This is a genomic window from Kribbella sp. NPDC104740, assembly GCF_055583505.1.
In genome coordinates this window covers 69,591-88,886 of sequence record NZ_JBVJNV010000003.1, presented here as the reverse complement: position 1 = coordinate 88,886, position 19,296 = coordinate 69,591, and the positions used below count along the sequence as shown (strand labels likewise).

Annotated in this window: 19 protein-coding genes; 14 read left to right on the top strand and 5 right to left on the bottom strand. The window is 70.3% G+C overall.

The genetic code is table 11. The annotated features are described in order from the left end of the window. Window positions 1-26 precede the first annotated feature (26 nt). The 10 genes from ACZ6Z4_RS16505 (at window position 27) to ACZ6Z4_RS16460 (ending at window position 11,496) form a co-directional block, all read left to right on the top strand. Window positions 27-1,634 carry a peptide ABC transporter substrate-binding protein gene (locus ACZ6Z4_RS16505; protein WP_465564043.1) on the top strand — a complete coding sequence of 536 codons (1,608 nt, stop codon included), beginning with the start codon at window positions 27-29 and terminating at the stop codon, window positions 1,632-1,634. Further along, the gene (locus ACZ6Z4_RS16500) at window positions 1,631-2,557 is read left to right on the top strand and encodes an ABC transporter permease (protein ID WP_363670765.1); all 927 of its coding nucleotides are present in this window, start codon (window positions 1,631-1,633) and stop codon (window positions 2,555-2,557) included. Before ACZ6Z4_RS16505 ends, ACZ6Z4_RS16500 begins: the two co-directional genes overlap by 4 nt. Further along, complete coding sequence (locus tag ACZ6Z4_RS16495) at window positions 2,550-3,443, top strand: ABC transporter permease (protein WP_363670763.1); 894 nt, start codon at window positions 2,550-2,552, stop codon at window positions 3,441-3,443. Before ACZ6Z4_RS16500 ends, ACZ6Z4_RS16495 begins: the two co-directional genes overlap by 8 nt. After that, complete coding sequence (locus ACZ6Z4_RS16490; RefSeq protein WP_465564039.1) at window positions 3,440-4,432, top strand: ABC transporter ATP-binding protein; 993 nt, start codon at window positions 3,440-3,442, stop codon at window positions 4,430-4,432. The genes ACZ6Z4_RS16495 and ACZ6Z4_RS16490 overlap by 4 nt, the downstream gene beginning before the upstream one ends. Beyond that, entirely contained in the window at window positions 4,429-5,436 is a 1,008-nt protein-coding gene (locus ACZ6Z4_RS16485; protein ID WP_363670759.1) for an ABC transporter ATP-binding protein, read from the top strand. The genes ACZ6Z4_RS16490 and ACZ6Z4_RS16485 overlap by 4 nt, the downstream gene beginning before the upstream one ends. 4 nt (window positions 5,437-5,440) lie before the next feature. Next, entirely contained in the window at window positions 5,441-5,887 is a 447-nt protein-coding gene (locus tag ACZ6Z4_RS16480; protein WP_465564035.1) for a GNAT family N-acetyltransferase, read from the top strand. A gap of 55 nt (window positions 5,888-5,942) precedes the next feature. Beyond that, window positions 5,943-6,689 (top strand): 4-hydroxy-tetrahydrodipicolinate reductase, encoded by a 747-nt coding sequence (gene dapB / locus ACZ6Z4_RS16475; RefSeq protein ID WP_465564032.1) that lies wholly within the window; start codon window positions 5,943-5,945, stop codon window positions 6,687-6,689. A 36-nt stretch (window positions 6,690-6,725) separates the two neighbouring features. Then, the gene (locus tag ACZ6Z4_RS16470; RefSeq protein WP_465564029.1) at window positions 6,726-7,163 is read left to right on the top strand and encodes a hypothetical protein; all 438 of its coding nucleotides are present in this window, start codon (window positions 6,726-6,728) and stop codon (window positions 7,161-7,163) included. A gap of 144 nt (window positions 7,164-7,307) precedes the next feature. Next, a complete protein-coding gene (locus ACZ6Z4_RS16465) occupies window positions 7,308-9,800 on the top strand; it encodes an ATP-binding protein (RefSeq protein WP_465564026.1) in 2,493 nt (830 codons plus the stop codon). Window positions 9,801-9,918: 118 nt separating this feature from the next. Continuing rightward, window positions 9,919-11,496 (top strand): hypothetical protein, encoded by a 1,578-nt coding sequence (locus tag ACZ6Z4_RS16460; RefSeq protein WP_465564023.1) that lies wholly within the window; start codon window positions 9,919-9,921, stop codon window positions 11,494-11,496. A 490-nt stretch (window positions 11,497-11,986) separates the two neighbouring features. Here ACZ6Z4_RS16460 and ACZ6Z4_RS16455 read toward each other — a convergent pair whose 3' ends face one another. Then, complete coding sequence (locus tag ACZ6Z4_RS16455; protein WP_465564020.1) at window positions 11,987-13,693, bottom strand: alpha/beta hydrolase; 1,707 nt, start codon at window positions 13,691-13,693, stop codon at window positions 11,987-11,989. Between the two features lie 94 nt (window positions 13,694-13,787). Beyond that, window positions 13,788-14,414, bottom strand: coding sequence for a TetR/AcrR family transcriptional regulator (locus tag ACZ6Z4_RS16450; protein ID WP_465564017.1), 627 nt, complete (start codon window positions 14,412-14,414; stop codon window positions 13,788-13,790). Between the two features lie 55 nt (window positions 14,415-14,469). Here ACZ6Z4_RS16450 and ACZ6Z4_RS16445 point away from each other — a divergent pair, with 55 nt between their 5' ends. Genes ACZ6Z4_RS16445 through ACZ6Z4_RS16435 form a run of 3 tightly spaced genes read left to right on the top strand, consistent with a single transcriptional unit; the run spans window position 14,470 to window position 16,323 of the window. Then, the gene (locus tag ACZ6Z4_RS16445) at window positions 14,470-14,760 is read left to right on the top strand and encodes a hypothetical protein (protein ID WP_465564014.1); all 291 of its coding nucleotides are present in this window, start codon (window positions 14,470-14,472) and stop codon (window positions 14,758-14,760) included. Between the two features lie 20 nt (window positions 14,761-14,780). Continuing rightward, complete coding sequence (locus ACZ6Z4_RS16440; RefSeq protein ID WP_465564011.1) at window positions 14,781-15,746, top strand: VOC family protein; 966 nt, start codon at window positions 14,781-14,783, stop codon at window positions 15,744-15,746. A gap of 31 nt (window positions 15,747-15,777) precedes the next feature. After that, on the top strand, window positions 15,778-16,323 hold the full coding sequence (locus ACZ6Z4_RS16435; protein ID WP_465564008.1) for a DinB family protein: 546 nt from the start codon (window positions 15,778-15,780) through the stop codon (window positions 16,321-16,323). A 37-nt stretch (window positions 16,324-16,360) separates the two neighbouring features. Here the strand turns inward: ACZ6Z4_RS16435 and ACZ6Z4_RS16430 are convergent, their stop codons facing one another. Together ACZ6Z4_RS16430 and ACZ6Z4_RS16425 are read right to left on the bottom strand one after the other, a co-directional pair. Then, on the bottom strand, window positions 16,361-17,209 hold the full coding sequence (locus ACZ6Z4_RS16430; protein ID WP_465564006.1) for an alpha/beta fold hydrolase: 849 nt from the start codon (window positions 17,207-17,209) through the stop codon (window positions 16,361-16,363). Then, window positions 17,206-17,595: a cupin domain-containing protein gene (locus tag ACZ6Z4_RS16425; protein ID WP_465564003.1), complete on the bottom strand. Its 390-nt coding sequence runs from the start codon at window positions 17,593-17,595 to the stop codon at window positions 17,206-17,208. Before ACZ6Z4_RS16425 ends, ACZ6Z4_RS16430 begins: the two co-directional genes overlap by 4 nt. Before the next feature lie 52 nt (window positions 17,596-17,647). Between ACZ6Z4_RS16425 and ACZ6Z4_RS16420 the strand changes: the two genes are divergently transcribed. Then, entirely contained in the window at window positions 17,648-18,610 is a 963-nt protein-coding gene (locus ACZ6Z4_RS16420) for a GlxA family transcriptional regulator (protein WP_465564000.1), read from the top strand. Here ACZ6Z4_RS16420 and ACZ6Z4_RS16415 read toward each other — a convergent pair whose 3' ends face one another. Then, complete coding sequence (locus ACZ6Z4_RS16415; RefSeq protein WP_465563998.1) at window positions 18,611-19,219, bottom strand: GNAT family N-acetyltransferase; 609 nt, start codon at window positions 19,217-19,219, stop codon at window positions 18,611-18,613. Between the last annotated feature and the right edge of the window lie 77 nt (window positions 19,220-19,296).

The following is a 19,296-nucleotide window of genomic DNA, read 5'->3' as shown; positions in this document are numbered from 1 at the left end:
GGAAAGTTGGTTCGACCGTGCGACGTGTGACTGGTCTAGTGGGGATGTCGCTGGGGCTGGCCCTGGTGCTCGGCGCCTGTGGTGACAGCGGCAGTGGCAGCGGTGACGGTAGCTCCGGGAGTGGGGCGAAGAGCGCGGTGATCGCGATCGCCGCCGACCCGCTGGAGTACATCAACCCGCTGAACGAGAACGGCAGCCCGGGGATCCAGATCGCCCAGGCCGTCTTCGCGCCGCTGGTCGCCACCGACCCGAACACCGGGAAGACCGTCAACGTGCTCGCCGACTCGGTGACGCCGGACAAGACCAGCCAGACCTGGACGATCAAGCTCAAGCCGGGCAACACGTTCCAGAACGGCCAGAAGCTGACCGCCAAGGACTACGTCGACAGCTGGAACCTGACCGCGCAGGGCTCGACCGCCTGGAAGAACAACGGGTTCTTCTCCAAGGTCGAGGGCTACGAGGCGCTGAACCCGCCGACGCCGGACGGCGCGACGCCGAAGCCGACCTCGGTCAAGGCGCTCAGCGGGCTGAAGCAGATCGACGACCTGACCTTCTCGATCAAGCTCAAGGTTCCGTTCTCGCAGTTCGGGCTGACCCTTCAGTACCTCGGCCTGGCGCCGCTGCCGGAGGAGGTCCGCAAGGACCCCGACGCCTACAAGCGCAAGCCGATCGGCAACGGCCCGTTCAAGCTCGACGGTGCCTGGAACCCCGGTGACGACATCAAGCTGGTCAAGTGGGACGGCTACAAGGGCCCGAACGCACCCGAGGCGACGGCGCTCACGTACCGGTTCATCCCGAACGCCGACACGGCGTACAACGAGTTCCTGGCCGGCAGCGTCGACTTCGTCGACGTCCCGCCGACCAAGGTGAAGACCTTCAAGACCGACGCGCCCGACGGCTGGGTGACGGCGGAGCCCTCCGGCGCCAACTACCTGACGCTGCCCGCCTGGGACGCCCGGTTCAAGAACCCCAAGCTGCGGCACGCGTTCTCGATGGCGATCGACCGCAAGGCGATGGCCGACCTGGTCGGCCTGTCGAGCCCGGCCACCGGCCTGATCGCGCCGGACATCAACGGCTACCGCGCCGACGCCTGCAAGTACTGCGCCTTCGACGCGACCGCCGCCAAGCAACTGCTCCAGGAGGCCGGCGGCTACTCCGGCCCGCTGAACATCAACTACAGCACCACGTCGGCGACCGGCCAGATCTTCGCCGAGGCGATCGGCAACATGCTCCGCCAGAACCTCGGCCTCGAGGTCAAGTACACCGGCAAGCAGGCCTCGGAGATCACCACGCTGGCCGACACCCGCAAGCTCGACGGCCTGCGGTTCTCCGGCTGGGGCCACGACTACCCGTCGATCGAGGACTACCTGACGCCGATGTTCAAGTCGTCCGGCGACGCGAACTTCGCCGGCTACGCCAACCCCGCACTGGACGCCGTCCTGGCCAAGGGCGACTCCGAGCCCGACCCGGACAAGGCGATCAAGCTCTACCAGCAGGCCGAGGACATCGCGCTCGAGGACATGCCGCTGATCCCGCTCTACACCAAGCAGAACGCCTACCTGCACTCGGCCAAGATCGAGCCGCGGGTGTCGAAGTACACCGGCGTCCAGGCGCTCTACTCCACGTTCAAGTGACCCGCTTCGTTCTCCGCCGGATTCTGACGGCGGTTCCGATCGGGCTGATCGTCACGCTCGGGGTCTTCGCGCTCGTGTTCGCGATGCCCGGGGACCCCCTGCGTGAGTTGGCCGGTGACAAGCCGATCCCGGCTGCGGTGCTGGCTGCCAAGCGGGCGCAGTTCCATCTCGACGAGCCGTTCGTCGTCCAGTACCTGCTGTCGATGAAGGACATCTTCACCGGCCACTTCGGGACGACGTTCGCCGGTGCCGACATCGCCGGTCAGCTCAAGCTGCGGATCCCCGTCACGCTCAAGCTCGCCACGATGAGTCTCGCGCTGCAGTGGATCGCGGGTCTCCTGTTCGGCCTGTACGCCGGCTTCCGGCGCAACGGGCTGGTCGACCGGATGCTGCTGCTGTCCACGCTGGTGGTGCTCGCCGTACCGGGGCTTGTCCTGTACTTCGCGGGGCAGTACGTGTTCGGCGTCGAGCTGAAATGGCTCCCGGTCTCCGGTACGGCGGACGGCTGGCCGCTCGCGTACCTGTTGCCCGCGGTCTGCATCGCGATCAGCGGATTCGCCGGGATGGCGCGGCTGACCCGGACCTCGATCGTCGACACCGCGAACGCCGACTTCGTGAAGACCGCCCGGGCCAAGGGTCTGGGGGAGCAGCGGATCCTGTGGCGGCACGTGATGCCGAACGCGCTGCTGCCGGTCGTCACGCTGATGGGGATCGATTTCGCCGGGATCTTCGCCGGCGCGGTGCTGGCCGAGTCGATCTTCAACCTGCCGGGGCTCGGGCAGTTCATGTTCTCGGCGATCCGGTTCAAGGAGGGTGGTGTGGTGGTGCTGCTGTCCACGCTGGCCTTCGTGATGTTCATCGTGATCAACCTGGTCGTCGACATCGTCTACGGCGCGATCGATCCGAGGGTGCGCAATGTCTGAGGCCCAGCAGGTCTTCGGGACCGAGACGGCCGACCTCGAAGGCCGGACGCTGTCCAACACCGAGCTGCTCCGCGCGCTGCTGCGCAAACCGCAGTTCGTGCTCTGCACGGTGCTGGTGCTGACCTTCTTCGTGATGGCAGCGTTTCCGAAGTTGTTCACGTCGGTGGACCCGCGGTTCTGCGAGCTGGCCAAGACCCAGCACGGCCGCGAGCCCGGGCACCCGTTCGGCTTCGACATCCAGGGCTGCGACTACTTCGCGAACGTCATCTACGGCGCCCGCCCGTCGGTGCTGGTCAGCCTGGTCGCCGGGATCGGCGGGTTCCTGGTGGCCGGGATCCTCGGGTTGCTGGCCGGGTACTTCCCGGGCGCGGTCGACACGGTGATCTCGCGGGTGGCCGACGTACTGTTCGCGCTGCCCGGGCTGATCGCGCTGATCGTGATCCTGAACTCGGTGCCGAACCGGAGCATCTGGATCATCGTCGCGGTCATCCTGCTCACCTGGTGGCCGCAGGGCATGCGGGTGATGCGCTCGACGGTGTTCTCGGTGCGCAACCGCGAGTACGTGCTCGCGGCGCGTTCGGTCGGCGTACCGCCGCTGCGGATCCTGCGCAAGCACGTGTTCCCGAACGCGATGGCGCCGCTGCTCGCGATGACCACGCTCGGCATCGGCGGGCTGGTCGGGCTGGAGGCGGTGCTCACCTTCCTCGGTGTCGGCCTGCAACCGCCGTCGATCTCCTGGGGCTCGCAGTTCGGCGTCGCGGCGGCGTACCGCGACACCCCGCACCTGTTCCTCTGGCCGGCGCTGTTCATCTCGACGATGACGATCTCGTTCATGATCATCGGCGACTCGATCCGCGACGCCCTCGACCCGAAGTTGATGAAATGAACGAAATCTTGTTGCAGGTCGAGGATCTGAGTGTCGAGTTCGACACTCCGCACGGGACCGTACGGGCGGTCGACGGTGTCTCCTGGCAGGTGCGGGCGGGCGAGACGCTCGCGATCCTGGGGGAGTCCGGGTCCGGAAAATCGGTGTCGACGCAGGCGCTGACCGGGATCCTGGAGATGCCGCCAGGACGGATCGTCTCCGGTACGGCGAAGTACCGCGGCGACGACCTGATCGCGATGTCGGTGAAGGAACGCCGGCGGATCGTCGGGGACCGAATCACGATGGTCTTCCAGGACTCGCTGTCGGCGCTGAACCCGGTGCAGTCGGTCGGGAAGCAGATCGCCGAGTGCTACCGGGTGCACCGCGGGATGTCCAAGGCCGACGCGATGAAACGGGCCGCGGAGATGCTCGACCGGGTGCGGATCCCGGCCGCGGCCAAGCGGGTCAACGACTACCCGCACGAGTTCTCCGGCGGGATGCGGCAGCGCGTGATGCTCGCGATGGCGCTCGCCCTCGACCCCGACGTACTGATCGCGGACGAGCCGACGACGGCGCTCGACGTCACCGTGCAGGCGCAGATTTTGGAGCTGATCGCCGAGCTGCAGGCCGAGCGGGACATGGGCGTCGTGCTGATCACCCACGACCTCGGCGTCGTCGCCGACGTCGCCGACAACGTCGTCGTGATGTACGCCGGCCACGTGGTCGAGCGCGCCTCGACCGCGGCCGCGCTGGAGCAGCCGATGCACCCGTACACCGAGGGCCTGCTCGGCTCGATGCCGTCGGCGGACCTGAAGGGTCAGGAGCTGCCGACCATCCCCGGTACGCCGCCGTCGCTGCGGGCGATCCCGTCCGGCTGCGCGTTCCGGACCCGCTGCAAGCTCGCGATCGCCGAGTGCGCCCACGAGGTCCCACCGCTGCTGACCGTCGCGCCCGGCCGCGACGCGGCTTGCATCCGCCGTACAAGTGCTGACCTGAGGGAGGTCGGATGACCGACGAGTTGCTGGTGGCAACGAACCTGGTGAAGCACTACGACATCAGCCCGGCGCTGTCGTTCGGGACCAGGACTCTGGTCCGGGCCGTCGACGGCGTGGATCTCGTCCTGCGCAAGGGTGAGTCGCTCGGGATCGTCGGCGAGTCCGGCTGCGGGAAGTCGACGCTGGTCCGGCTGCTCGCCGCGCTGGAGAAGCCGACCGACGGCTCGCTGCTGTACGACGGTGCCGACGTCGCGAAGCTGAAGGGCCGCGAGCTGCGGCGCTGGCGGCGCAACGTCCAGGTCGTCTTCCAGGACCCGTACTCGAGCCTGAACCCGCGGATGCGCGTCGGCGAGATCGTGGCCGAGCCGCTGGAGGTCCACCCGGACGTCTCGAAGGGCATGGACATCCGGAAGCGGGTCCGTGAGCTGCTGGAGCTGGTCGGCCTGCGCGCCGAGGACGAGACGAAGTTCCCGCACCAGTTCTCCGGTGGCCAGCGGCAACGAATCGGGATCGCGCGGGCCATCGCGCTCAACCCGGACGTGCTGCTCTGCGACGAACCGGTGTCGGCGCTCGACCTCTCCGTCCAGGCCCAGGTGGTCAACCTGCTGATGCGGCTGCAGCGCGAGCTCGGTCTGAGCATCATCTTCGTCGCCCATGACCTGTCGGTGGTCCGGCACGTCTCCGACCGGGTCGCGGTCATGTACCTCGGCAAGGTCGCCGAGCTCGGCCGCCACCACGAGGTGTACGACGTACCGGCGCACCCTTACACCCAAGCGCTGCTGTCCGCCGAGCCCGGACTCGCGCGGGCCGGCGGGCGGCGCCGGATCATCCTCGCGGGCGATCCGCCGTCGCCGGTCTCGCCGCCGTCGGGCTGCCGCTTCCACACCCGTTGCCTGCAGGCCGAGGCGAAGTGTTCGGTCGACGTACCGGAGCTGCGGGTGCTGGAATCCGGGCAGCAGGTGGCCTGTCACTTCGCCGAGAAAGCACAGGCGAGTTACACCACCGGCGTGGCATCCTGACCGCGTGCAGACCCGAGTACTGATCGAGCCGCGGCCCCGGGACGACCTCGGGCTGGTGCTGCTGCTCGACCTGGCACTGAAGGAACTGTTCACCCGCTACCCGGCCACCTCCTCGCACCCGGTGGATCCGGCGACGTCGTTCCTGGTCGCCGATCACCGCGGTGACGCGGTCGGCTGCATCGGCCTGATGCCCGTGGTCGAAGGCGTCGGCGAGATCAAGCGGATGTACGTGCGACCGGACCAGCGTGGGCAGGGGATCGCGCGCCGGCTGATCGGTTCGGCCGAGGCGCTGGCCCGGCACCGCGGTGCGACGTCGCTGCGACTCGCGACGGGGAGCCGGCAGCCCGAGGCGATCGCGCTGTACGAGTCGCTGGACTACCGGCCGGCGCCGCCGTACGGGAAGTACGTCGATCAGCCGGCGGCGCTGTGCTACACCAAGTCGCTGAACTGATCCGGCCCGGCGAATGAGATCCTTGCCCGGGACGACTGGTGTGGAAAGGGTGCGGATGATCAAGGTCGGGGTGTTGGGTGCCAAGGGCAAGATGGGCGCCGAGACGTGTCTGGCGGTCGAGGACGCGGACGGGCTGGAGCTGGTCGCCCGGCTCGACCAGGGCGACGAGCTGGCCGAGCTGGCCAAGGCCGGCGCCCAGGTGGTGGTCGACTTCACCCGGCCCGAGGTCGTGATGGGCAACCTCGCCTGGTGCATCGAGAACGGCGTCAGCGCGGTCGTCGGCACCACCGGTTTCGACGACGAGCGGCTCGACGTGCTGCGCGGGCAGTTGGACAAGAGCCCCGGCACCGGTGTGCTGATCGCCGCGAACTTCTCGATCGGCGCGGTGCTGATGATGCAGTTCGCCGCCCGGGCCGCCAAGTACTACGAGTCGGTCGAGATCATCGAGCTGCACCACCCGGACAAGGTCGACGCGCCGTCGGGGACGGCTCGCCGGACGGCGGAGCTGATCGCCGCGGCCCGGCGCGCGGCGCACTCGGGGCCGATCCCGGACGCGACCACGACCGGCCTGGACGGCGCTCGCGGCGCCGAGTTCGACGGGATCCGCGTGCACGGCATCCGGCTGCGCGGTCTGGTCGCGCACCAGGAGGTGCTGTTCGGCGGTGTCGGCGAGACGCTGACGATCCGGCACGACTCGATGCACCGGGAGTCGTTCATGGCCGGCGTCGTGCTCGGCGTCCGCCGGATCGTGGACACGCCCGGCCTGACCGTCGGCCTCGAGCACTTCCTCGACCTCGACTGAGCCGCCGCCGATGACACCTCGACCGGAGCTGCCGCGATGACCGCCAAGCGCGCGGTGATCGTGATCGCGGTCGTCTTCGTCGCGTACGCCGTCCTGGTCGGCTGGCGCGGCGTCCTCCTGATCGGCACCGGCGACCCGGTCGCCGTCGGCCTCGGCGCCGCCGTCCTGGTGATCCCGCTGGTCGGCCTCTACCTGGTCTGGCGCGAGCTCCAGTTCGGCCGCCGCACCGAAGCCCTCGCCCAGGAGCTCGACCACGAAGGCGGCCTCCCCGTCGACGACCTCCCGCGCCGCCCGTCCGGCCGCATCGACCGCACCGCCGCTGACGCTGCATTTGCGCGGTACCAAGCCGAAGTGGAGGCCGCGCCGGAGGACTGGCGAGCGTGGTTCCGCTTGTCGACGGCGTACGACGCCGCCGGTGATCGCCGCCGGGCCCGAGCGGCGATGCGCACGGCGATCGCCCATCACCATGGGTAATCAACTGAGTGTTTGAACTGGCTGGTACCTGGCAGTTCGCTGGGAACTCCGCGTAGCGGGCGACAACCTGGGGCGGTTGACGATACTTTTTGGGGGTGCGCGGCGACCGCCGCGTACGGGTCGGAGACTGGGTGGAGCCGTCCTGTGCCGTCTGACGGGTCTCGCCGCGGCTCGGACGACGTTCGGACAACGGGTTTCGGTGATCTGCTGCGCCGGCACCGGCGAGAGGCCGGGCTGTCGCAGGAGGGGCTGGCGGAGCTCGCGGGGCTGAGCGTCGATGCGATCGCGGCCCTCGAACGAGGTCGTCGCCGGGCGCCCAGGCCGCACACGCTCAGGCAGCTCGGAGACGCTCTCCAGCTCGGCGCGCCCGATCGCGCTCAGCTCGCGGCGGCCGCCCGCCGCGACGGCGACAGCCCGCGGACCGCGCTGCGGCCCCCGCCGGTCCCGGCGAACCAGCTGATCGGCCGCTCCGACGACCTGACCGAGACCGGCCGCCTGGTCGGCGAGCAGGTCACGCGCCTGCTCACGCTCAGCGGTCCGGGCGGCGTCGGCAAGACGCAGCTCGCGCTCGCGCTGACCGGCGGTATCGGGCGCCGGTTCGAGGACGGCGTCTGCTGGGTGCCGCTGGCGCCGATCGCCGACCCGGCCGCGGTCGCCTCGGCGCTCGCGACGGCGACCGGCCTGCACCCGCTCGACGGCGCGCGCCTGGTCGACGAGATCGCCGAGCAGGTCGGCCGGCGCAAGATCCTGCTGGTGCTGGACAACTGCGAGCACGTGGTCGCGACGGCGGCACAGATCTCCGGCGTACTGCTGGAGTCGTGCCCGAACCTGTCGATCCTGACCACCAGCCGCGAGCTGCTCCGGGTCCCGGGCGAGAGCGTGTACGTCGTACCGCCGCTCGCGCTGCCCGAGCTGGAGCAGCAGCCCGACGCGTCCCCGGCCGTCCGGCTGTTCGTCGACCGCGCGACCGCCCGCGGCAACGCGCCGCGCGAGCAGATCGAGCAGGTCGCCCGCGTGGTCCGTCGCCTGGAGGGCATGCCGCTGGCGATCGAGCTGGCCGCCGCGCGGACGAACGTGCTGACCGTCGAGGAGCTGGCGACGGAGCTGGAGACGTCGTTCGGCATCCTCGCCGGCGGAGCCAGTACGGCGGGCCCGCGGCAGCAGTCACTGGAGGGCGCGATCGGCTGGAGCTACGAGCTGCTGACGGCGCCGGAGCGCGAGCTGTTCGCCGAGCTGTCGGTGTTCGTCGGCGGCTGGACGCTCAACGCGGCCGCCGCCGTCCTGACCGGTTCGACGACGCCCGGTCCACGGGAGCGCGCCGAGACGCTGGACCTGATCGGCCGGCTGGTCGACAAGTCGCTGATCCGGGTCAGCCGCGAGGGCGGGATCGGGCGGTATGACATGCTTGCGGTGATCCGCGAGTTCGCCGCCGACCGGCTCGCGGAGAGCGGCCGGGCCGCGGAGGTCACGCGCAACCACGCGGCGTTCTACCTGAGCCTGGCCGAGGAGGCCGAGACGCATCTGCGCGGCGCGAACCAGGCGTCCTGGCTCGACCGCCTCGAAGGTGAGCTGGACAATCTGCGCGCCGCGATGAACTGGTCGCTGCGCACGGAGGCGAGCGCCGAAGCGATCCGGCTGGCCGGTGGGCTGTGGCTGTTCTGCTACCTGCGCGGGCACTACGCCGAGGGCGGCGACTGGCTCGAGCGGGCGCTCACGCTCGTCGACGGCCGGGCCGATCTGACCGCGGCGAAGGCGAAGGCGCAACTCGGCGCGGGGATGCTCGCGTTCCTCCAGTGCGAGTACGACGTCGCGACCGCGCGGCTGGAGTCGGCGCTCGCGCAGTACAAGGAGCTGGACGACGTCGCCGGGACGGCACTGGTGATGCAGCGGCTCGGCAGTGTCGCGCGGGAGCGCGGGGACTACCGGACGGCCGAGAACCTGCACTGTCAGAGCTACGACCTGTTCGAGAGTCTCGGCGATCGCGCGGGGATGGCGTGGGCGCACAATCAGCTCGGCTTCGTCGCGTGGTTGCGGGGTGATCTGGAGATCGCGACGCGGCGCTGCAAGCGGGCGCGGGATAGCTTCCGGACCGTCGGCGACGGTGAGGGGCTGGCGTGGTCGTTGATCAGCCTCGGCACGATCGCGCAGTACGGCGGGGAGCTGGCCGAGGCGGAGGAGCTGCTGCAGGAGAGCTTGGCGCTGTCGCAGCGGCTCGGGTATCGCGAGGGTGTGGCGTGGTCGCTCAACCAGTTGGGGATCGTCGAGCGGAGGCGCGGGCTGACTGAGCGCGCGGTGCATTTGCTGGACGAGAGCCTGGCGGAGCATCGGGATCTGGGGGACCGGTGGCGGTCGGCGAGCGTGCTGGAGGAGCTGGCGACGGTCGCCCAGCAGCGGAACCGGACGGAGTACGCGGCGTTCCTGCTGGGCGCGGCGGACGGGATCCGCGAGGTGATCGGTGCGCCGATCCCGGAGATCGAGAAGGCGGATCGGGCGCAGACGAGGCGAGCGATCGAGCAGACGCTGGATCGGCGGGCGTTCCGGGCTGCTTGGTCGGCGGGAAGAGCAACCCCGCTGTCAGCGGTCGCCGACGGCTACCCCGGCCCGGCAGCCGCCCCGGATCGTTCTACGCGCCTCTGAAATCTCAAGTAGTTCCACCTGGCGGGAATTTGTTCCCAATCCATCGGTAAGCGCTTGCCAAGGCTCTGTGACTGACCTCAGACTGTGCCTCCTGATCCGCCCATCAGGAAGGTGTTCGATGACGAGACAGTTCAGCCGGCGTACGGTGCTCGGTGCCGGAGGTGCCATCGTCGGGGGAGTGGCCTTGGGGACTCGCAGTGCCGAGGCGACCGGACTCTGGCAGTCCGAGCTGGTCCGGTACGACGCGCGCTACCGCCTCGTCTACCGCGAGGACGCCGAAGGCAATCGGATCCCCGACTTCAGCCACGCCGGGTACCACCACGGCGACCGCCCGATCCCGCACGTCCCGACGGTGAAGACCGTCAGGCCTGTTGAAGGCGACAACACCGCGCACCTGCAGGCCGCCCTGGACGAGGTCGGCGCCCGCCCGGCCGCCCGCCGGGGCGCCGTACTGCTTGCTCCAGGCAACTACGCGGTGGCCGGCACGCTCCGCGTCCGCCAGTCCGGGGTGGTGCTGCGCGGCTCCGGCGACGGCGCCGACCCACGCCGGGACACGATCATCCAGGCGACCGGCAACACGCCCGTCTCCCGCGACGTCGTCGTACTGGGTGCGGACGGCCCGGCGACCAGTTGGCGCGGTGAGGTGCCCGGCACCCGCACCGACATCACCTCCGACTGGGTGAAGGTCGGCGCTCGCTCGTTCGACGTCGCCGACGCGAGCGGCCTGCGGCGCGGCGACAACATCATCATGATCCACCCGTGCACCGAGGCCTGGCTGGCTACGGTCGACCACGGCGGTACGGCGACCGACGCGGGCTGGACGGTCGACAGCCAGCCGATCACCTACAACCGCCGCATCACCGGCATCCGCGGCAACACGGTCACCGTCGACGTACCGGTCTTCGAGCACCTGCGCCGCTCGCTCGCGCAGTCGTACCTGTACGTCTGGGACCGGGCCGGGCTGGTCACCGAGGTCGGTGTCGAGCGGCTGCGGATCGACATCCAGTTCGCCGGCGACCCCGATGTCGACGAGGCGCACGCCTTCGTCGCCGTGAAGGTCCGGCGGGTGGAGGACGCGTGGGTGCGGGACAGCACGTTCCTGCACTTCGCGAAGGCAGGCGTCGAGACGACCGAGGCGACGCGGGTGACCGTCCGGGACTGCAACGCGCTCGATCCGGCGTCGGTGGTGACCGGCGGGCTGCGCTACAACTTCAACTGCGAGGCGTTCTCGCAGCAGGTGCTGTTCGTCGACTGTCACGCGACGAAGGCGCGGCACGCCTTCATCTCCAACGGCGCCAGCAGCGCGTCGGGGATCGTCTTCCTGCGCGGTACGTCGGTCGGCGCGCTCGCCTCGAGCGAGGGGCACCGGCGCTGGAGCCAGGGGCTGCTCTGGGACAACTTCGTCGATCGTGAGCCGAAGGTCGACCTGGTGCTCGGGATCTACAACCGCGGCGACTACGGCACCGGGCACGGCTGGGCGACCTCGCACTCGGTCGGGTGGAACTGCGACACCGGCGCGGCGAAGCTGGTGGTGCAGAAGCCGCCGACGGCGCAGAACTACGCGATCGGGTGCAAGGGCGTGATCACCGGTGACGGGCCGTTCGAGCAGCCGGCCGGGTACATCGAGGGTGCGAACCGGTCGGGGCTGTTCCCGCAGTCGCTGTACCAGGCGCAGTATCTGGATCGACGCCGCTGAGCAGGCCGGCTGTCCGGCGTACCGGGCCCTGGAAAGCACCGGGGCCCGGCTGGTGCGTCCACCAGGGCGCACCACCCGGGCCGGTGGATCGGAGACGACCGCCCCGCCGTCTCCGACACCTGGCCTCGCGAGGCACCACGACCTGGGGGATCGAAGGTACCCCGCGAGGGATCAAAGCCGGGACGGACGTGCGGCGACGGGTCCCGGCCGGCTGTGTCTCTGTCTGACCCCCCAGGCAGTCCCCCCACCCCACAGCCGGCCGAAGCCTCGTCGGCGATGTCCCCCGTCCGTCGAGCCCTCCCGGTCGACGTTCGGTTCTCCCGCGCTGACTCAAGGTTGTCCTGGTCACGCTGCGTCGCACAGGGACGCAACCCTGACATCGCCCTGACAAACCGGAACTGACAACGAAAGACCGGCCCGGATTTCGCGGATTGTGACGGAAACCTGGCGGTCAGTACCGGGAATTACCGCATATTCATCGGCCTGTGATTCAGTGCAGGTACCCGGAAACTTCCCGGGTGAATCCTGCCACCCGGCGCAGCGGCGTACCGTCGCCGTCCTCCGGCGGTGGCGTCATCTCCGGACCGGGCAGGCCCTCACCCTGGCAGGTGGTGTCCTTGGCCGGCGCGCGGCCGGTGCTGAGGAACGCGTCGACGAGCTTGTCGGCGCACTTGTTCACGCCGCCGTAGATGCCGTGGTCGCCCTCGCCGGCGATCGTGATCAGCCGCGAGCCGGCGTACCGGCGGTGGGCGGACTGGGCCAGTGACAGGTTCGTCGCGGGGTCGTGCACGGACTGCACCATCAGGGTCGTCGGCAGCCCGGCGCCGGTCGGCGTCGGCAGCGTGCGCTGCGGGCGATCCCAGGCCAGGCAGGGGTTCTCGTTCATCGCCCAGCCGAGCAGCGGGTAGTGCGGGCCGAGCCGCGCCGACAGCACGTCGCCGTACTCGCGGCCCTGCGGCCAGGCGCTGTCGTTGCAGCTGACCGCGGTGAACGTCGCCTGCTGCGCGTCGTCCGCGAACGGCCGGCCGAGCGGGCTCAGGCCGAGCGCGGGCTTGGTCGCGCGTTGCACGAGCCGGCGCTGCCGGTCGACCGACAGTGCGTCGACCTTGCGCTGCGCGGCCCGCGGGCCACCGGAGCTCTGCGCTTTCGCGAGATCGCGGAGAAATGCGAGATCGGTGGCCAGGCTGAAGAAGTCGGCTTTGGTATACAGATCGCCGACGACAATGTTGTCGAGGGTGTTCTGGTCGTAGCTGATCTTCACCGAACCGTCGAGGTATTCCTCGACCGCCGGGCGTTTCTTCAGGTCCGCGCGCAGCCGCTCGTAGGTGCGGATCACCAGTCGCGGAGTGTTACCGAGCTTCAGCTCGCTGTCGTACTTCGCCGCCCACGGCGCGAAGTCCTCGCGGAAGCGGCGCTCGAAGGCCTGCGGCTGGGCCTCGAAGGTGTCGATCCAGGGCCGGGTGAAGTCGGTGTTCGAGTCGAGCACGAACCGGCCGACGTGCTCGGGGAAGAAGGTCTGGTAGTACGCGCCGAGCCAGGTCCCGGCCGAGTAGCCGACGTAGTCGATCTTGGCGAAGCCGAGCAGGTGCCGGATCAGGTCCATGTCCTGCACGGTCTGCGCGGTGTCGACGTACGGGAGCAGGCCGCGGGACTGGCGGTCGCAGTACGGGTGGTTGAGCTCGTTGGCCTCGGCGATCAGGTCGAGGTTGGCGGGGTCGCGGTCGCGGGCGTCCATCGTGTAGCCGGGGGCGCCCTCGCAGCTGACGTTCGCGCTGTCGCCGGTGCCACGCGGGTCGAAGCCGACCGCCAGGCTCTTGGCGAGCGCGGCGCGGCTCGCGAGGAACGGCGCCATCCCGAGCCCGGCGGCGCCGGGGCCGCCCGGGTTGCCGAAGACGACGCGGCTCGGCTTCCCGGACTTCGGTGCGACCTTGCTGACCGCGAGCTGGATGTCGTCGGCCTTGTCGCCCTGGTGCCACCAGTCCCGCGGCGCGGTGATCTTCGCGCACGACACCCGGAACGACGGGTCGCCGCAGGTCTTCCAGACCGGCTTCTGGTCCAGGTAGCGGTTGGCGACGTACGCCGGTCTCTTCAGCACCGGCGCCGGTTCGACGGCCGCGGTGGCGCCGGAACCGGGAACGACGAGCAGGGCGGGAAGGCTGATACCGAGGCCGACGGCGGCCAGGGTACGGAACTTCATACATCCTCCAGAACGTGACGGGACCGTCGCAATCTGTCACGTCAGCGGTCGCCGGTCGAACACCACCCCCGGGTCGGCGACGGAAGTCCTTCTGCTAGGCGCAGAGCTGCGGTGCGAGGACGTCGTGGGCCCAGGCGGCGAAGCGCTCGGAAGTCCAGCCCCGGTTGGCGACGAGCAGCAGGTAGAGCTCGGTGCTGAGTACGGCGTACAGGATGTCGGTGGCGTCCTCGGCGGTGACGTCCTGGCGGGCGCCGGACTTGCCGAGCAGGCTCTGCGCCGCCTCGGTCTGGACGATGAGCCGCGGGTCGTTGTCCGGCCAGAGCCCGGCGATCGCGGCATCCGCGGCAGCGGCCGCTTCGAGCATCTTCATGATCGGCGCGACCCGGGCGAGCACCTGCGTGGTGCCGGCGACGTGGGCACGGAGCTGCTGCTGGGCGGTCTCGGCGGCGAGGGCTTGGGTGAACCACGGCCGGTCGAGGGTGGCGACCGGCTCGTCGTCGCCGGCGATCGTGCGGTCGACGACCTCCTTCAGCACGGTCTGCTTGTTGCCGAAGCTGTAGTAGATCGTCTGGACGGCGACCCCGGCCGCTGCCGCGATGTCCTGCAGCGCGGTCGCGCCGTACCCGTCGCGGACGAACAGCTCCGCGGCCGCGTCGAGCACCTTGGCCCGGGTGATCCGCGACTTCTCGGCTCTGCCGTCGACCTTCTTGACCTGGCTCATGTTTGTAGTCTATCTCTAGAGTCAATCACTAGAGTTCAACTACAAGGAGTTTGTCATGAGTGTGCTGCGACTGACCCGGCTGACCGTCGACGCCGACCGGACCGACGAGATGCTGGCCCTCCGGGCCGACCTGATCGCGGCTGTCCGGCGGACGACCGACGGCCTGACCGACACCCGGCTGGCCCGGGTCGACGAGGAGACCTGGCTCGACGTGTGGCGCTGGGAGTCCGGCGAGGCCCTCGACCAGGTGTCCGCCGCGGCGCCCGAGCTTCCGGAGGCCAAGGCGGCGTTCGCCGTCGTCCGGGACGCGCAGGTCGAGCGGTACGACCTGGTGGATGAGCGGTAGGCCTGATTGGGTGGTTCGCCATGGCGGATGACTTGGTGGAGCGCGCGCGGCCGGTGGTCGAGGCGTTGGAGCGGGACGACGTCGAGGCGGTCGCCGCCGCGCGCTCCGCGCGGCTGATGGACTGGGAGCCCGGTCCGTGGATGCGCGAGTTCTGGGCGCCGCGGATGGAGGCGGCGGCTGGTTCCGGACGTCGTGTCGTCGAGGGATGGCGGGTGCGGGACGGGATGGCTCGCTTCCGGCTCGAAGGCGACGGTGGCGAGGCGTTCGTGACCGTGCTGATGGCGGCGGGCGGGTTGTACGGGCTGGACGTCGCGGCCGAGGTCCGGGACTGGCGGTTCGCGGTCTGCATCGGGTGCGCCAAGGGGCAGCACGACGAGCTGCGCGCGTTCTGGAAGCGGTTGGTCGACACGCCGCTCAACTTCGGCGACGGGTACGGGCGGGCGCCGCGGTGGCCGGATCCGGCGTACCCGCAGCAGTTGCACCTCGACGTCGTCGTACCGGATCTGGAGGCCGCGGAGGCCGACGTACTGGCTGGTGGCGCGACGAAGCTGCGGGACTCGGGGGCGTTCCGCGTGTACGCCGATCCGGCCGGGCATCCCTTCTGCCTGTACGCCGGCGAGACGCGGGAGCTGGCGCGGGTCGTGATCGACTGCCCGGATCCCGCGGTGCTGGCGGACTTCTGGGGAGGGCTGCTGGAGATGCCGGAGCGGGTCGAGGCGACCGCCGATCGGATCGTGATCGCTCGCTCGGACGGGCGGCTGCCGATGATCGCGCTGCAGCGGGTGGAGGACTACCAAGCGCCGCGGTGGCCGGATCCGGACTATCCGTCGCAGCTGCATCTCGACGTGTTCTCCGACGACCGGGTGGAACGCGAGCAGGTCGCCTTGCAGTTGGGTGCGACGAAGGTGCCGCCGCAGGGCGGCGGATGCCCGGTGTACGCCGATCCGGCGGGGCATCCGTTCTGCCTGTGCTTCACGGGGGAGTAGTTCTGTCGGTGCTGGGCTCTAGGGTCGGCGTATGGGTGAACTGCTGATCGGCCAGCTCGAGTTCTACTGGGATGTCCACTTCCGCCCGCGCCTCGACGGGCTGACGGACGAGGAGTACCTGTGGGAGCCCGCGCAACCGGCCTGGACGGTACGGCGCGCGGCTGACGGGCGGGTGGTTTCCGATCTCGAGAACCCGGCGCCGGAGCCGCCCCCGATCACGACGATCGCCTGGCGCCTGGTCCACATCGGCGTCGGCTGCTTCGCGATCCGCGCCAACACGTTCTTCAACGACGGCACCACACCGGCCGACGCCGACATGTTCGACCCGCGCCAGGAGCCGACGGACCTTCCGCTCACCGCGGCGGACGCGCTGGAGTTCCTCGACCACTGGTACGCCCGCTGGCACGACGGCATCCGCTCCCTCGACGAGGAAGCGCTGGCCCGCCCGCTGGGCCCGAAGGGCGGCCCGTTCGCCGACGACTCGATGCTCGCGCTGATCACCCACATCAACCGCGAAACCATCCACCACGGCGCCGAGATCTCGCTGCTCCGAGACCTCTACCGCGCCCGCACCTGACGCCCGACCTCAGCCGACGTGGACCTGCCCGTGCTGCTCACCCGCGCGTACGCCGTGGGCCGCGGCGACCACCGCCGCTGAGCTCCGCGAGGATCTCCCGCTGCACGGTGTCCGAGGGATCGTGCCCGCCGGCGTACTCGTGGGCCGTCGCGCCGGGGACGTTCGCCAGCAACCAGCGCGTGTGCTCGATCGAGCTGTTGGCGTCATCCGCGCCGTACCAGACCGACACCGGCGCCTGGATCGCGCCGAGGACGAAGCCCCAGGGGCGAACCAGCGCGAGGTAGTCGTCGATCCATCCGTCGATCCCGTCGATCAGGCTCGCCCGCAATCGCACGCCGCGCCCACCGTCGTCTTCGCCGTTGCTGCCGCCCAGCCGGCTGTCTCCGTGCGGCTGTGGGCCGAGCAGTTCGGCGGCTCGGCGGCCGAGGCGCTCGCGTAAGTGCTCCTCGCCCTTCCGGGCGTCCGCCCACCAGTCCAGCTCGAGCGGCCCGATCCCCGCGACCGTGCTGCAGAACGTCACCCGGTCCGGCAGCAGCGCCGCACACGCCAGCGCGTGCGGCGCTCCACCCGAGAAGCCCGTGACGGCGAACCGCTCCCATCCCTCAGCGTCAGCCACCGCCCGTACGTCGTCCGCGACGTCGGCCACCGACCGCCCGGCCCGCCGCGCCGACCCGTAGCCGGGCCGCCCGGGGACGACCACCCGCAGCCCGGCATCGTTGATCGCGGCAACAACATCCGGCCGTTCCCAGCGCGTCCCGGGAGTCCCGTGCAGCGAGACCACCCGCACCGCGTCCTCCTGGGCCCACCCCGCTTCGCCGTACCGGCAGTACTGGACGACACGGTCGCCGACGGCGACCTCATGGGTCTCGGGCGGGCTCCAGGTCACGGCTCCATTGTCAGGCCGGTGTGGGTCTTGATGTGGTCCGGGATCGGCTCGTGCCGGTCGCCGGTGGTCGGGATGCCGGCCGGCTCGATCACGACGATCGACGCGCCGCCGTCGGAGAACGGGCGGTGCTCGACGCCGCGCGGGACGACGAAGACCGAGCCGGGGGAGAGGAGGACGGTGCGCTCGCCGGGGTCGCGGATTCCGATGCCCAGTTCGCCGTCGAGGACCAGGAACAGCTCGTCGGTCGTCTCGTGCAGGTGCCAGATGTACTCGCCGGCCACCTTCGTCACCCGGACGTCGTAGTCGTTCAGGCGGGCGGCGATCCGCGGGCTCCAGAGGTCGTCGAAGGTCTTCAGGACGGCGTGCAGGTCGACTGGTTCGTTCATGTCCCGAGCCTGACCGGTGCGCCGGACGCAGCGTGAGTGCTAGAAATGGCGAGTGCCGAAAGAATCCTCGCACCGGGTCGTGGTGATCGTCGACGCCGGCTCCAACCCGTTCGAGCTCGGCGTCGCGACCGAGCTGTTCGGGCTGCGCCGCCCGGAGCTCGGCGTGCCGTGGTACGAGCTCGCGCTCTGTACGCCGGCGCCCGAGGTGCCGATGCATCTCGGTTTCTTCACGCTGAGCGGCGTCGGCGACCTCAGCGAGGTCGACACCGCCGACACCGTGATCGTCCCGAACCGGCCCGACCCCGAGGAGCCGGTCAGCCCCGCCGTCCTCGACGCCGTACGCCGGGCCGCCGCGCGCGGCGCCCGGCTCGTCAGCTTCTGCACCGGCGCCTTCACCCTGGCCGCGGCCGGTGTCCTGGACGGGCGCCGAGCGACCACGCACTGGCGCTGGGCCGCGGCCTTCGAGCGGATGTTCCCCACGGTGGAGCTCCAGCCCGACGTCCTGTTCATTGCTGACAGCAACATCTACACCGCGGCCGGCAGCGCCGCCGCGCTCGATCTCGGCCTGCACCTGATCCGCACCGACCATGGCGCCGAGATCGCGAACGCGGTCAGCCGCCGCCTGGTTTTCACCGCCCACCGCGAGGGCGGCCAGCGCCAGTTCATCGACCAGCCGCTGCCCGCCGTACCGGACACGTCGCTGGCACCGCTGCTCGACTGGGCCCGCTCCCAACTCGCCGAGCCGCTCACCGTCACCGACCTCGCCGACCACGCAGCAGTCAGCGCCGCGACACTGCACCGCCGCTTCCAGTCCGAACTGGGCACCACACCGCTCGCCTGGCTGACGACCGAACGCGTAGCCCTGGCCTGCCGCCTCCTCGAACGCGGCGAACCCGCCTTGGAGAAGATCGCCCGTCAGTCCGGCCTGGGAACAGCCACCAACCTGAGGCTCCAGCTCAAACGCACAACCGGCCTGACCCCAACGACGTACCGCCGCCGCTTCGCGCTGACCTGATCAGTCGTCGCTGCCCGGCGCCGCGTGCAGCCGGATCTGCTTGATGCGGACCGAGGCGTCGCCGTACAGGTCGAGCTCGCGGTGGGCGCCGTCCGGCGCCCACCCAGACTCGGTGTAGAAGGCGCGCAGGATGTCGTCGGTCGAGTTCACCCAGACCGTCACCCGGGTGAACCCATCGGCGCGAACGGTGTCGACGACCGCGTTCAGCAGGCGCGAGCCGTGGCCGGCGCGGGTCGCTTCGGGGTTGACCGCGAGCTCGGCGATGAGTGCGTCGTGCCGGGGGTCGCCGTCGGGGTCGTCTGACGGCGTGATCGCCGCGAAGCCGACCAGGTCGCGGCCGTCGAGGGCGACCATCACGCGGTTGCGCGCTTCGCCGGGGGACAGCAGCGCGGCGCGCCACTGCGCGGCGAACTGCGCCGGGTTGAGATCGAGCAGTACGTCCGCCGGCAGCAGCCCCTCGTACGCGCGCCGCCAGGCGGCCACCTGCACCTCGCCGATCGCGTTCGCCTCGGCCGGAAGCGCCAACCGCACACTGGTCTCCGCGATCGGGGACTCCCCGTGCATCGCGGCCAGGCTCTCAGGTTCCGGTACGCCGAACTCGTCGCTCATGGCTCCATCCTCGCAAAGCGCATGACAAACGGCCCGGCCGGGGAGGGCCGGGCCGAGCCGTCTGTCGGTTGGAGGGG

Bases quoted from the DNA above. Each gene is read 5' to 3' on its own strand.
- ACZ6Z4_RS16455 (WP_465564020.1), bottom strand. From the start codon at position 13,693: ATGAAGTTCCGTACCCTGGCCGCCGTCGGCCTCGGTATCAGCCTTCCC.
- ACZ6Z4_RS16415 (WP_465563998.1), bottom strand. From the start codon at position 19,219: ATGAGCGACGAGTTCGGCGTACCGGAACCTGAGAGCCTGGCCGCGATG.
- ACZ6Z4_RS16435 (WP_465564008.1), top strand. From the start codon at position 15,778: ATGGGTGAACTGCTGATCGGCCAGCTCGAGTTCTACTGGGATGTCCAC.
- ACZ6Z4_RS16495 (WP_363670763.1), top strand. From the start codon at position 2,550: ATGTCTGAGGCCCAGCAGGTCTTCGGGACCGAGACGGCCGACCTCGAA.
- ACZ6Z4_RS16460 (WP_465564023.1), top strand. From the start codon at position 9,919: ATGACGAGACAGTTCAGCCGGCGTACGGTGCTCGGTGCCGGAGGTGCC.
- ACZ6Z4_RS16490 (WP_465564039.1), top strand. From the start codon at position 3,440: ATGAACGAAATCTTGTTGCAGGTCGAGGATCTGAGTGTCGAGTTCGAC.
- ACZ6Z4_RS16485 (WP_363670759.1), top strand. From the start codon at position 4,429: ATGACCGACGAGTTGCTGGTGGCAACGAACCTGGTGAAGCACTACGAC.
- ACZ6Z4_RS16445 (WP_465564014.1), top strand. From the start codon at position 14,470: ATGAGTGTGCTGCGACTGACCCGGCTGACCGTCGACGCCGACCGGACC.
- ACZ6Z4_RS16470 (WP_465564029.1), top strand. From the start codon at position 6,726: ATGACCGCCAAGCGCGCGGTGATCGTGATCGCGGTCGTCTTCGTCGCG.
- ACZ6Z4_RS16440 (WP_465564011.1), top strand. From the start codon at position 14,781: ATGGCGGATGACTTGGTGGAGCGCGCGCGGCCGGTGGTCGAGGCGTTG.
- ACZ6Z4_RS16450 (WP_465564017.1), bottom strand. From the start codon at position 14,414: ATGAGCCAGGTCAAGAAGGTCGACGGCAGAGCCGAGAAGTCGCGGATC.
- ACZ6Z4_RS16425 (WP_465564003.1), bottom strand. From the start codon at position 17,595: ATGAACGAACCAGTCGACCTGCACGCCGTCCTGAAGACCTTCGACGAC.
- dapB (WP_465564032.1), top strand. From the start codon at position 5,943: ATGATCAAGGTCGGGGTGTTGGGTGCCAAGGGCAAGATGGGCGCCGAG.